This is a genomic window from Enterococcus sp. AMC1623, assembly GCF_058216495.1.
In genome coordinates this window covers 364,204-377,440 of the sequence record NZ_CM177096.1, presented here as the reverse complement: position 1 = coordinate 377,440, position 13,237 = coordinate 364,204, and the positions used below count along the sequence as shown (strand labels likewise).

Sequence of the window (13,237 nt, the reverse complement as noted above, 5' to 3'; positions counted from 1 at the left end):
TATCATCCTTTCAATTCTGAGGTAAATATTAATTTTCTTCTTAGCACAACTTTTGCAGCTGAGAATATAAGCTACCTCGTTGCTGTATTTGATTCTCTGAATGTGTGATCTACAAAATATGTGCAAAAAGACACCTCTCTTTAAATAAATGTAATCATTACATAAGAATTGTTAAGGAGAGATGCGCTGTGGCCACTATATTTACAAAATAATCATACAAATCAGGAATTGAGTTCTTCTGCGATTCATTTTTTTGAGCAGATATTTGGTATTTTACTAAGTCAGTCAAATTTTCATAATGGTATCGGGATTTCGCACGATATGTTATGATTGACATCCGTATTAGCGAAAATAACGATTCTCCGATATTCTACTGTATTGTAATTAACTGGAAAACATTCTTTTCGCATAAAAAACCTTGCTAGTGTTGGATTGGCGGAAACTAACCCTTACGGCTTATCCAACCGCTTCAAAAAAAATGGTCGATTCGTTTTTTTGAATGCAAACGTGAATTTTTAATATTAAAACTGTTTTTCAAAAACCTCTATAGCGGCCTTTGCTATCGCCATATCTTCTTGAACGGTTCCACCACTTACTCCAACTGCACCTACAACTTGTCCATCAACTATTATTGGAAGGCCTCCACCAAACGGTACTATTTTGCAGTTATTTGTTAACTGCAGCCCATAAAGACTTTCTCCTGGTTGAATGTCTGGAGTCACTTCATGCGTTCCTTTTTTTAAGGCCGCTGAAGTAAACGCTTTATTTATAGCTATTTCTGTACTTGTTATAAAGGCATCATCCATCCTATGCATAAGCATTAAGTTAGCACCTACATCTACTGCCGCAAATACTACTTGTACATTTATGTCACCTGCTTTTGCTTCTGCTGCTGCAGCCATCTCCTTCACAATCTCCAAGCTTAATTGTTTCATTTCTCTTAACTTTTTCATGACTCTTATCCTCTCATAAACAGATTTTTACTTTTCTTCTTCAAATCTGGCCATAGCATATAAGGCATCTGTCAGGCGATTTACATATTTTTTTATTTCTTCTCTTACCTGATTTTCTCTGTTCAAGGTTATTATTGCTCTCTCTGCCCTTCTTGCAACAGTTCTTGCTACATGGAGCATTGCTGATGCGGTACTCTTACCAGGAGTTACAAATCCTTTAAAAAGCCCTGCTTTCTCCATATATTTATCTATAATTTTTTCTAACTCATCTATATCGTTCTGCTGAATTATTTCCTTTAGATTCTTTAGACCTTTTTCATCACTAGCGAGTTCTGCACCTAATACGAATAACTGCTTTTGGATATACGCTATTTCATTTTTAAGTTCTTCATCCTGTATAAAGGAATAGGCAACTCCCATGGAAGAGATAACTTCATCTATAGTTCCGTAGGCTTCTACCCTTAAATTATCTTTTTCTACTCGACTACCTCCAAATAATGCTGTCGTACCCTTATCTCCAGTTCTAGTATAAATCCGACTCATACAATCCCTCCTGAAATTTATTTAAACGATATCCCCTTAACCAACCTTCCTGCATTCGCACCTAAATTTCTCAGAATGTTTTCTCCAGAGTTCAGATGTGCGCTAAATAAAGGTTCGTCCTTTTTCAGCTTATTAAAAGTTAATGCTATTTCTCCACTTTTATGGATTCCTATGCCAACAGCTAACCTTGACTCTTGTGCAGCTCGATAGCTTAACTCAGAGGCATCCGACTCTTTTTTCCTTTTAATTTCATACGGAATACCTTCTTCTTCTATACCAAAGAACAAATCACTAAAATTTGATATGTCCTTGATTTCCGAAGAGCAAAAAATACATATACTTGGTTTCTCGTACTTATTATTTTTCATCAGCTTTCTGCCTACTTCCGTTTAACGCTAAAACAAGTCCTGTTGCTACAGCATTTCTTGGCCCCTCTATTCCTCTTATGTTGCCTCTTCCCGCTACTATTCCATACTGAGAGAGGGCATCGGTAACTAGATGAGGCACCTCAAAATCTAGAGAAGATCCTCCTACCAATACTACAAACTCTATATCTCTTATATTTCCAGTCGGAGACACTATATTTAGTGCTCTGATACAATTCTCAACAAATACTTTCTCTTTGGCTGATTTTCTTATGGTTCTTATTTTTTCTAAAGAGCTCTGTCCATCTATTGGAATCAGCATGCCATCTTTTAATATAACAACTTTTGCAAATTCAGAAGGCTTTAGGGGATTTTCAAAGAACTCTACAGTACCATCTTCATGCCTTATATGGAACAAACTTTCTACCTTTGCTAGCGGATATTTCTTAATATCTTCTGCTAAGTCAAAATCTTCTAACCCTAATTCGGATTTGATCAGCATTGTTACCATATTACCAGCACCAGCCAAATGGATAGAAGATATTTCTCCTTGTTTATTTATGACAGATGCATCTGTAGAACCTGCTCCCATATCAAGGATTGCAAGGGGGGAGCTACTTCCTGGTGTAGTGAGAGCTCCTCTTATGGCCATGTCCGCTTCCACTCCTCCAACTTCTACAGCAACCTTTAATTTATCCTGGAGTTTGTCCGCAATCATCTGCATCTGAAGCTTATCAGCCTTAACCATAGCAGCTATCCCTACTGCATTTTCCATAGAGAACTCTTCTGCTAGGCCGCCCTTTATTTTCTGAGGTATGAAAGTATCTACGGCTAAAAGATCCTGAATTTTTATATCCGCTATTTTCTGATTTGTTAGCCCAGCCATCACTTGTCTTACTCTCTCAAGCATGCCGCCAGCATTTGTACCAGCTTCACCCTTTATATCTTGCACAGGAGCACATAATTTAACTGATTCCATTATTTTTGAAGCTCCATCTTGCACATCTGCCATTTCTTTACGCCTTAATCCGTCTATATGGATTTTACCTGCCGGAATTCTCTTTTCCTGTACATCTCCTTTGGGAGTCCTTATAACCACTGCAGATCTGTTTCCAATTAGAGCTCTAGATACAGGAACTATAAGCTTTGTTTGTTCTGATGATAGTCCGAAGACGGTAGCAATACCATAAGGATTTGATAAAGTTTCTACTACGCCTCCTTGATCTGCTACCTCTACTGCTGCTTTCATTGCTATTGGAACTCTTTCTAATAACGTCACTTCGTCAACAATAGGTATTTTTCTTTCTAATCTATTACTTATTAAAACCCCGTCATCTTTCTGAACTACAGCTGCTGTTATATTTATTCCTCTTTTTACGCCTGCATTTATCCGTGCAGCAGCCTCTAGAAAATTTATATCCTTCAATATCAAAACTATAAATTGATCATCTTTAGTGAGATTTTCTACCTGAATTGAGTCTAAATCTTCTATGTATATAGTATTCCCTATTCCAAGGCCTACTCCCCCTGGTGTAGAAGGATTATGCCCTATCATAGTAGATTCAGTTATTATCGTTTCAGTTATAGTTTCCATTGCTACATCCCCAATAACCGGAGCAGCTTCATTGACTCGCACTAGATCAAGATCTTTAAGCTCCATGGAAACTTTCTTTAAAGCCTGCTCTAAGGAATTGAAAACTCCTTGTGTATTTTCTTCTGTACCCTTTATTCCTGTTGTTGGAACTATTCCACTAGAAAGGAATTCTATCTTGCCATTATCCAATTTAGACAATGCAACTTCTGTTGTAGCATTCCCAATATCAACTCCTGCAATAATTTCCACATGTTTCTCCTTCCCTTAAAGCTTGCTTACTCTTGTCGTAGCTTTCCTCTTTGTTCATAAACCTCTGCCGCTTCTCTTACGAAATGTGCATTCACTTTTGCGTTGTATATATTTTCAAGTTCTTCTGCTATAACCAAAAGTTCTTCTTTTGTAGAACGATATGGCCTTAAGCAGTTGTATATCACCAATAACCTTTCATCTGGAACCGTTATCAGCTCTGATGCTCTTCTGAAGTTTCTAGCTACAGCATCTCTATTCATTGATTCAGCAATCTGTGCTTGCATTTCTAATGTTTCCTGAGATATTCTCACGTCTTCAGGTTTAATTTCTCCATTTATCACCTGTTCCAGCGTTATGTCTTCCAATTTCTTTCCAGTTGGCGTTTTTATAAATTGAGGACTTTTAGTCGCTAAAGGATAGTCTTGCGAATTCATATTTCTTTTTTCCATTAAATTTTTCCTCCTTCCAATTTAAAATTTAACTTCTATTTCTATAGGTTTTCTGCCCACCATTACGTGCTTGGTTTCTTTTATATGAAGCAATGCTGCTTTTGCCATAAACTTAGGTCTTGCCATTTGATCGTTTACAATTGGAACTGGGGTTGGTGATTCACCTTTAGCATATTTTGCTGCATTTTTTCCTATCAACCTATAAGTCTCAAGTGTTATCAATGGGGCCTGTGAAAAAAGCTCCAGATTATTTAAAGGAAGTAAGTCTTTGTGGTGTATAACCGTAGTTCCTTTTGATTGAATCCCTATGCCTATTCCTGATCCACTTAATTTGGCTGCATCATTAGCTATAAATGACACATCCGATGTTCTAATTATTCTGACTACACGAGCATTTAATCCTTCTTCCTCAATTCCTGCTATAATTTCTTTCAGTACATCGCTGTGAGGGATACTAACTATCGTTTTATTCTGGAACTTATGGAAAGCTGGAGCAAGTCCTATAACAACCTCACTTTCTTTTGTACCAGCTTTTGCTTCTCCTACTTCTAAGAGCTCAAGCTCTGGTATAGCATATTTATTTTCTGTATTGTTCATAATTTTCACCTCCATTACTTACTCAATATCTTCTGGTCTTATTATGTTGGGAATGTTTTTAATCTCTTCCCATCTCTCTTCACTGATTCTATACCCCGTTCCAGGTCCCATATAATTATTTATATCGTTAACTGCGCTTATAACATCAAAATTTTTATCCAATATTGCAGATGTCTGCAAATAGTCTCCAGTCACTCTCTGCTTAAGCATATTTAATACGTTATTTGCTACATCATCAAATCCATTTCTACTTAATGCTTTAACTATATCCAGACCAGTAATTCTCTTTTTAAGCATCTCTTCTGCAGCTTTCAAATCTTCAACTACATTTCTAGCCGGCATATCTTTACTGCCATGAGCGTACGTTGCTGCTTCTACCTCTTCATCAGTAATAGCTGGGAACCCAAGGTCCATAAATACTGCTTGTATTGCTTTTGCAGCTTTATTCCTTATTGCAATAGTTTCTTCTTCTGAAACTGGTCTTAATCCGCCATCTACCTTTAAATCTCTTTGGAGCACATTATAATCATCAAAATCCTCTGCATCAAAATTTGACCCAGCGAACATATTGTCGTAGTTTGGAACTGCACTGTATCCAGAGAATATAAAATCTGTCCCTGGAAGCATCTGCATAAGCGACCTGGCAGTTCTCCTTATATCTGAATGCGAGAAAGTTTGGTCATTTGCTGAAGCTACTTCTAAATCAAGCATAGTAGTTATAAGGTTTTCGGCAAGTACTGCTCTTATTCCAGATGGAACTGCACCTGTCATTCCTATACAGCTGACTGCACCATTTTGAAGCCCCTGAACGCCAGCTCCTTTTGTTAAATATATACACCTTGCTTCCAAGTAAAGCATTGACTTTCCTTCTGAATATCCCATTAGTGCTTCTGAACCTGTCCCTGATGTAAATCGCATTTTAAGTCCTCTTGAAGCATAGGCTGATGCTAAAAATGCTTTTGACCACGGAGTGTCGTCTCCATCTGTAAATGCTTCTTCAACTCCGTATACTGAAACGGTTTCTGCGTAACTTGTAAGCCCTCTCATGCCAAGATCAAGCTCTGTAGCTTCTTCTACAGAACATTGGGTTAGAATCCCTCCACGTCCTACTTGAGAACCTACAAGAAGCGCTAATGCATTAAATGGCGCATATCTTACTATCCCAACTGTCGTTTCCTGTTCTGAGAATCCTCTGATGCCTGCTTCTGCTGCATCTGCTGCAATCTGCACTGGGTTATCCTTTAAATTTGTAACGTGACACTGATTTGATGGAGTTTTTCTAGCCCTCATTTTTTGAAGAGCCATCATCATTTCTACTACATTCATGTGTGATACAACTTCTACTATTTTAGCTGGAGTTATAGATGTTGTTATTTTTATAATTTCAGCTCTACCAACATTTATATCTACAAGCATCTGCGCTATTTTAAGCGATTCTAAGCTCATAGACTTCTCAGCATCTTTTAGATTAATTGCATAGTCAGCTATAAATCTGTCTATGATATCGAAGTCTTCTCTTTTTTTTCCATCAAGTTCAACTATTACTCCATTTTCAATCTTTATAGATGCGTCAGGATCGTTTGGGCTTCCCATAGCTATTAAGCCCTCTTCTGACCATTCACCTATAAGACCATCTTGATTTACAGGCCGCTGAGCCAACATTTCAAATCGCTTTGATTTCATCATTATTCCCCCTTTTTCTAAAAACTGCTTTTTGTCTATTGTTAAATCATAGTCATGCACTGACGGTAAGCAGAAGATGCTATCTCTTCATAATTATTTTCAATCTCACTAAGATAGCTTTTTTTACAATAAATTAAAACCCACGATACTCTTAATAAATACCTACTGAATAATTTTAAAACCCTATCGTAATAGTTTTTTATTTATTTTTATATAGAAACTTGAAACAGATCAGAAAGCTACACTATGAAAAAATATGATCCATAATTATTGGCCCCATCACTTTTGTCCGTTGTGTGGGAATTTTTATACTTGCCCTCACACATTGGGCTTCAGAAATAAAATTTCTACATGATACCGAACTATTGTATTAAATGAATACAATAAAATTTGAAATGTATTCAATGGCATTGATTACTAAAAATATACTATGCTTCTTCTGCTTTAAATTTTTGTATTACTTCGTTAAATATAACCCCGATAGCAGTAGCTCCAGCATCCGGAAAATTAATGCTTCGCTCACCGACATAAGTGGCCCTACCTTTAGAAGCTATCATTTCTTTTGTTTTTTCAGCACCCTTTACAGCTTCTTCTGCACTATTTCTAGCCGCCTCTACGAAAGGCTCTCCCTTTTCAGCACTCAGTTTCAAGGACTCAGTTGCTGGAATTAAAGCATCAAGCAACGTCTTGTCACCAAGCTTGGCTCCTCCACGTTTCTGTATTCCCTCCACAGCACACTGGAAAAGTTCTGCAATCTCTTTTAAATTTAATTCTGTTTTACCCTTTGCATATTTTGCTGCACTTCTAAAAGCCGAACCCCATATAGGACCGGAAGCACCTCCGCAGTGCTCGGTGATAATCATTCCACACGCTTTAAGAAATGCCCCAATATCTTCCTTAGGAAGCTCTTCCCATTCGTTCTTTAATACTTTGAATCCCTTAGCAACAGACATCCCGAAATCGCCATCTCCTGCAATCGAATCCAATTCACAGAAATAAACTTCATTTTCAATAATTACATCGCTCATATAATCCACAATTTTCACTACATTTGATACTGATAAATTTTCCACTATATATTCCTCCAAAGAAGTTGAACTATCTTTATTTAATTATCACTCACGAATATCTCACCTAAGCATCTATACCTTAAAAGCAGGAGCATCCGATGGATAATCCAATAACTCTTTCAGCTCTTCATCTAATTTCATAAGGGAGATTGATGCGCCACTCATATCAATTGCTGTCATATAATTGCCCACAAAAGTTTTGTACACATTTATATTCTTATTTTCCAAAATTTTGTTAACCGAATTATTTAAAAGATATAATTCTTGTAATGGAGTCGATCCAAATCCGTTTACCATCAGCGCTATGTCGTCGCCAGATTCATAAGGCAGATCTACAATAATTCGATTAAGCATTTTTTCCGCAAGTTCATCTGCTGATACTATTTTTTCACGCGCTATACCAGGCTCCCCATGAATTCCTACACCAAATTCCATTTCATCGTCACCAAGGGTGAATGTAGGTGATCCTTTTGCTGGAACAGTGCATGAGGTAAAAGCAAATCCGATGGATCTTACATTTTGTATCGCTTTTTCAGCTGCAGTTTTGACTTTTAAAAGTTCATGTCCCTTTTCAGCAGCTGCACCTGCTATTTTATGAACAAATACAGTGCCTGCAACACCTCTTCTTCCAATGGTATAAAGGCTGTCTTTTACTGCTACATCATCGTTTACATAAACCTTTTCAACCTTTATATCATCATCTTCAGCCATTTCTGCAGCTCCATCAAAGTTCATGCAGTCTCCAGAGTAGTTCTTTATAATCAAAAGTGTTCCTTTATTTGATTCGGTTTCTGTAATTGCATTATAAACCTGTATCGTTGAAGGAGAGGCAAACACATCTCCACAAACTGCAGCGTCCAGCATACCTTTACCCACAAATCCACCATGAGCTGGTTCATGACCACTACCACCACCGCTAATCAAACTTACTTTATTTTTATTTAACTCTTTTCTTGTTATAAGTTTATATTTTTTGTTGAAACTTAATTGTTCTGGGTGTGCTTTAGCCATACCTTCACACATTTCTATTACAATATCTTCAACTTTATTAATGATTTTTTTCATTATTCGCTCTCTTTTCCTTTTAATTCTTATTTCGTTTATCTGATATTTCTTAAAAAATTGTTGGAAATGACATAGCATAAATAGATTCTATTTGAATGCGTACTTGATTAATAACTCCCTTTTTTGTAAAAATAATTAAAAAAAACAACAAGAATGAAAGTCTTTGAACTCGTATTACTTAATATACTGAATAAAATTATAGGTAAAAATAAATATAAAAGGAGGCTAGGATGATTGTATTCCAGCCTCCTTTCATACATTTATTTCAGCCTGATACCTGAAATAAGTTAACCTTTACGCATCGTAGGCTTGTTGGTACAATTTAATAATATCCTCTTTTGTACCGACCCTAGGATTAGAAAATGCATTCCCATCTTTCAAAGCATTTTCTGCCATCATATCAAAATCTTTAGGTAATGCACCCAGAGATTTAATGTTCGTTGGAATACCGACATCTTCGGAAATACGAACCATTGCTTGGATAGCTTTCTCAGCAGCTTCCATCACTGTTAACCCCTCGATATTTTCACCTAAGAATTGAGCAATATCAGCAAACCGTTGCGGATTACTGATAATATTCCATCTTTCAACAGTCGGCATTAAAACGGCACAACAAACACCATGAGGAGCATCATACTGACCACCTAATTGATGAGCCATTGCATGAACATAACCTAAGTCTGCATTATTAAAGGCCATTCCAGCCAAAATTGAAGCATACGCCATATTTGTTCTTGCTTCTATGTCATGTCCATTAGCTACTGCACGTCTCAAATACTTAGCAATTAATTTTATCCCTTGAATTGCTTGAGCATCAGTAATAGGATTTCGATTCACAGATACATAAGACTCCACACAGTGCGTCAGTGCGTCCATACCTGTTGCAGCTGTCAAAGCTGTCGGGACATCTAGCATTAGCATTGGATCATTAAATGATACCAGGGGAACATTGCGCCAGGAGACAACAACGAATTTTAGGTGCGTCTTTTCATTTGTAATTACAGCATGTCGCGTAATTTCTGAAGCTGTTCCAGCCGTAGTATTTACAGCCATCAATGGTGGTAAAGGATATTCCAATGTTTCAATCCCTGCACATGCAGCTAGGTCGTCTCCATTTGACAAGACAATACCGATTCCTTTTCCACAGTCATGAGCTGACCCCCCACCGATTGTAATAATTGAATCACATTGATTTTTAAGATATAGTTTCTTTCCATCCTCAACATTTCGGATTTTTGGATTTGGTTCTACACCATCAAAAATCACATAGTCAACATTGGCTGCTTTAAGAGAGTCTTCTGCCTGCTTAACGGGACCATTAGCCAATTCTCTCAAAAATTTATCTGTAACAATTAACACTTTGTTCATATTCAACATTTTTGCTCTTTCTCCGACCTTTTTAACTACCCCAGGTCCAAAGAAATTCACATTAGGCATCATAAAATCATAGTTTTCTTTTGTCATATTTATTCCTCAGTTCTGTAAAATTCTTTTTTACTTATTAATATATAATTCTTTTAATTGTTGTTCGATAACATTGTTAGCCACATTTGCCTGCAAAAGTGCTGCTGCAGTGTATGAACCTTCAACTATTGGTACATCGTAAATTGTAATCGACTTTTCACTGAGCTCTCTCGCCATTTCCAAATTCATCTTCGCACTGCCTAGATCATAAAATGCCAATAAATTATCAGACGGATGTTGCTCAATCAATTGAAGAATATTATCAAAACTAGTACCAATTTCAACTTCAGATATGCCACCAACCACTTCAATATTGACATCACTGGCGACTTCTTGAAGTAATCGATTGATTCCTTTTGCGATTTCATAAACGTGAGAGACAATAATAATTCCTGTTGTCATCATTCGGCCTCCGCTTCTAACATAGCGTGAAATAGCAATGCAGAGGAATATGCCCCTGGATCGATATGTCCAATGGAACGTTCACCGACATATGAAGCACGACCTTTTTTAGCCTTTAGAGGTTTTGTTGCTTCAACTGCCTCATCAATAACCTCATCTGTTAATCCATCATTTTCTAATGCCAAAACAACTGGTGCCCAAACATCGATCATTGTTTTATCCCCAACTTCGGCTTTCCCACGTTTTTGAATGCTTTCTAAGCCACCCTGTAATATTTTTCTCCATGATGATTCACCTTCTTGATATGTTTTCAACATACCCATAAATGCTGAACCATATAATGGACCTGACGCACCCCCGACCTTGCTTAGTAAATTAGCCGTAACTATCTTCAAAAGCGCTTCTAGTGAATCGGGAGATTGTGTATCGATTGCTTCAACAACGTAGGTCATACCTCGTGACATGTTATTCCCATGATCGCTATCCCCAATTGGTGTATCAAGCTGGGTTAGATAGTCTTTTTCTTGTTGAATTTTCTCATTAAATAATTTCATCCAACGAATTCCTGTTTGTATATCCATTATGGGTTCGGACCCCTTTCGTATAACCTATAATCTGATATAATATTTACCAACTTATAGTCGTAACTGGTGCTTTTAATGCTTCAATATAAAAATCATTTTCCAAATAGAGTAAAGTTAAGGACAACCCTTGCATTTCAAGCGATGTCATAAAGTTGCCTACCTTGTAAAAGTCAACAGATAATTCACGATTACTCAAAAGCTGTTGGACATCATTTGTAAAGACATATTGTTCCATTAATGGCGTTCCACCTAGCCCGTTGACTATCACTGCAAAACGGCCTTTTTCCTTCGCACCAAATTCATTTACTAATTTCGTTAATAGTTCATTTGCAAGATTCTGAGATGTTTGTAATTTTTCTCTGCGATATCCAGGCTCACCGTGAATTCCTACTCCGTATTCAATCTCATCTTCGGCCAATACAAAGCTTGGCTGATTGCTTCCTGGTGTAGTTACACCAGTCAGTGCGAGTCCAATCGATTTGATATTCGGAATTAAATTCTTGGATAATTCTTTGATTTCTGTGATCGACTTTCCTTGCTGAGCTGCGTAACCTAATATTTTATGAACGAGAATCGTTCCGGCTACTCCCCGTTTTCCTTGGGTATATAAGCTATCTTCAACAGCGATATCATCATCTACAACTACACTCGCTACTTCGATACCTTCCATTTCAGCTAGTTCTTGAGCCATTTCAAAATTCATAATATCTCCAGAATAATTCTTGATCACCAAGAAGACACCAGCACCTTCATCTGATACCTTGATCGCCTCTAAAATTTGATCTGGCGTTGGGGAAGTAAATACTTCACCACAGATTGCAGCAGATAACATGCCTTTGCCGACGAATCCAGCATGAGCCGGTTCGTGTCCGCTTCCGCCTCCAGAAATAATAGCCACTTTTCCATTTTTTTCCTCTTTACGTTGGATAATCCCAGTCTCAGGTATCCTTTGGATTAAGTCAGGGTGGCTCACAATCATACCTTGTAACATTTCATCAACAATATTACTGGGATTGTTCATGATTTTCTTCATCTATTTCCATCCTTTGATCCATATTTTTAGAATTATTTTTATTTTGCTTGTTTGCGTAGTTTATAATTGCGTCCCAGTGCGTCAGCTGCCATGATGGCTGCTTTTACTTGTTCAACATCAACTGTAAATGGCATAGAATGAATTGATTCTTCTGGAATGCAAGATTTCTCTGCTACTTCAGTTAATTGCTCATCAGTGATGCTCTTAACTCCGATGTCTTCTAGACAAACTGGTAATCCAATCGATAACGAGAAGTCTAATACTTCGTACAACTCTTTCGATGGTGCGTTTTCAAGAATCAATTGGCAAATCACACCAAAAGCAACCTTCTCACCATGAGTAGCTCCATGAGCATCATGTAGAATGGTAAGTCCATCATGAATCGCGTGAATGGCAGCTAAACCGCCACTTTCGAATCCAAGCCCGGACAATAAAATATTTGCTTCAATAATATTTTCTAGTGCAGGTGTAACGACATTTAGATCTGAAGATTCTTTTGCTTTATAACCATCCTCTAATAAGGTTTCATAGCATAATTTAGCAAGGGCTAAAGCTGTATTTGTACTTTTAGCAGGCGGACATACACCTTCTCGTGCACCACAGGGTAGTCCCGCGTTTACATTTGCGAATGCTCTGCTTGTTGCTCTAGCTTCAAAGTAGGTAGAGAGTGCGTCTCCCATACCAGAAACCAAAAATCGTGTAGGTGCTTGGGCAATAATAGTCGTATCGATCAAAACAACTGAAGGACTTTGCATAAAATATGCATAATCATCAAATTCACCAGCTTCTGTGTAGAGTACTGCAGAGTGACTGGTAGGTGCATCTGTCGCTACAATAGTCGGCACGATAATCAAGTTCTTCCCTTCAGCTACAACCTTAGAAGTGTCAATAGCTTTGCCTCCACCAAGACCGATAATACAGTCACATGACTCTTTCTTAGCTAGCTCTTGCAAACGAGAAGCCTCCACCCGAGAAGCCTCGCCGTGAAAATTAGTTTCGATAAATTCGACACCAAATTTTGCTGCCGTCTTTTCTAGTTTTTCTCGTACGCGGTTTACATCGTCTTGATTAGCAATCAACAAAGCTTTTTCCCCAAATGTCTTTACAAAGTAACCTAAATTCAATAACTCATTTTCCCCTTGGACATATTTTGTTGGACTAATTAACGCTTTTCTCATTTTTATTC

Annotated in this window: 14 protein-coding genes; all 14 read right to left on the bottom strand. The window is 37.5% G+C overall.

The features are described 5' to 3' along the window. Positions 1-521: 521 nt before the first annotated feature. Positions 522-953 (bottom strand): GlcG/HbpS family heme-binding protein, encoded by a 432-nt coding sequence (locus AC4BC7_RS01920; protein ID WP_490503670.1) that lies wholly within the window; start codon positions 951-953, stop codon positions 522-524. 27 nt (positions 954-980) lie between these two features. Further along, positions 981-1,496, bottom strand: a complete 516-nt coding sequence (locus AC4BC7_RS01915; RefSeq protein ID WP_068561802.1) for a cob(I)yrinic acid a,c-diamide adenosyltransferase — start codon at positions 1,494-1,496, stop codon at positions 981-983. Between the two features lie 17 nt (positions 1,497-1,513). Beyond that, positions 1,514-1,864, bottom strand: coding sequence for a glycerol dehydratase reactivase beta/small subunit family protein (locus AC4BC7_RS01910; RefSeq protein WP_068561800.1), 351 nt, complete (start codon positions 1,862-1,864; stop codon positions 1,514-1,516). Next, positions 1,854-3,704, bottom strand: coding sequence for a diol dehydratase reactivase subunit alpha (locus tag AC4BC7_RS01905; RefSeq protein WP_490503668.1), 1,851 nt, complete (start codon positions 3,702-3,704; stop codon positions 1,854-1,856). Before AC4BC7_RS01905 ends, AC4BC7_RS01910 begins: the two co-directional genes overlap by 11 nt. Positions 3,705-3,730: 26 nt before the next feature. Further along, the gene (locus AC4BC7_RS01900; RefSeq protein ID WP_490503667.1) at positions 3,731-4,153 is read right to left on the bottom strand and encodes a diol dehydratase small subunit; all 423 of its coding nucleotides are present in this window, start codon (positions 4,151-4,153) and stop codon (positions 3,731-3,733) included. A 21-nt stretch (positions 4,154-4,174) separates the two neighbouring features. Next, complete coding sequence (locus tag AC4BC7_RS01895) at positions 4,175-4,750, bottom strand: propanediol/glycerol family dehydratase medium subunit (RefSeq protein WP_068561795.1); 576 nt, start codon at positions 4,748-4,750, stop codon at positions 4,175-4,177. Between the two features lie 18 nt (positions 4,751-4,768). Further along, positions 4,769-6,433: a propanediol/glycerol family dehydratase large subunit gene (locus tag AC4BC7_RS01890; RefSeq protein WP_490503666.1), complete on the bottom strand. Its 1,665-nt coding sequence runs from the start codon at positions 6,431-6,433 to the stop codon at positions 4,769-4,771. Positions 6,434-6,861: 428 nt separating this feature from the next. Then, positions 6,862-7,506, bottom strand: a complete 645-nt coding sequence (gene dhaL, locus AC4BC7_RS01885) for a dihydroxyacetone kinase subunit DhaL (protein WP_072763841.1) — start codon at positions 7,504-7,506, stop codon at positions 6,862-6,864. Between the two features lie 69 nt (positions 7,507-7,575). Beyond that, a complete protein-coding gene (gene dhaK, locus AC4BC7_RS01880; protein WP_490503665.1) occupies positions 7,576-8,568 on the bottom strand; it encodes a dihydroxyacetone kinase subunit DhaK in 993 nt (330 codons plus the stop codon). Between the two features lie 294 nt (positions 8,569-8,862). After that, on the bottom strand, positions 8,863-10,032 hold the full coding sequence (locus AC4BC7_RS01875) for an iron-containing alcohol dehydrogenase (protein WP_141426427.1): 1,170 nt from the start codon (positions 10,030-10,032) through the stop codon (positions 8,863-8,865). Positions 10,033-10,062: 30 nt separating this feature from the next. Further along, positions 10,063-10,437, bottom strand: a complete 375-nt coding sequence (dhaM, locus tag AC4BC7_RS01870) for a dihydroxyacetone kinase phosphoryl donor subunit DhaM (protein ID WP_069027568.1) — start codon at positions 10,435-10,437, stop codon at positions 10,063-10,065. Further along, positions 10,434-11,015, bottom strand: a complete 582-nt coding sequence (gene dhaL / locus AC4BC7_RS01865; protein ID WP_490503664.1) for a dihydroxyacetone kinase subunit DhaL — start codon at positions 11,013-11,015, stop codon at positions 10,434-10,436. The genes dhaM and dhaL (AC4BC7_RS01865) overlap by 4 nt, the downstream gene beginning before the upstream one ends. A gap of 46 nt (positions 11,016-11,061) precedes the next feature. Beyond that, positions 11,062-12,051 (bottom strand): dihydroxyacetone kinase subunit DhaK, encoded by a 990-nt coding sequence (gene dhaK / locus AC4BC7_RS01860; protein WP_069027566.1) that lies wholly within the window; start codon positions 12,049-12,051, stop codon positions 11,062-11,064. Between the two features lie 38 nt (positions 12,052-12,089). Continuing rightward, a complete protein-coding gene (locus AC4BC7_RS01855; protein WP_490503663.1) occupies positions 12,090-13,229 on the bottom strand; it encodes a glycerol dehydrogenase in 1,140 nt (379 codons plus the stop codon). Between the last annotated feature and the right edge of the window lie 8 nt (positions 13,230-13,237).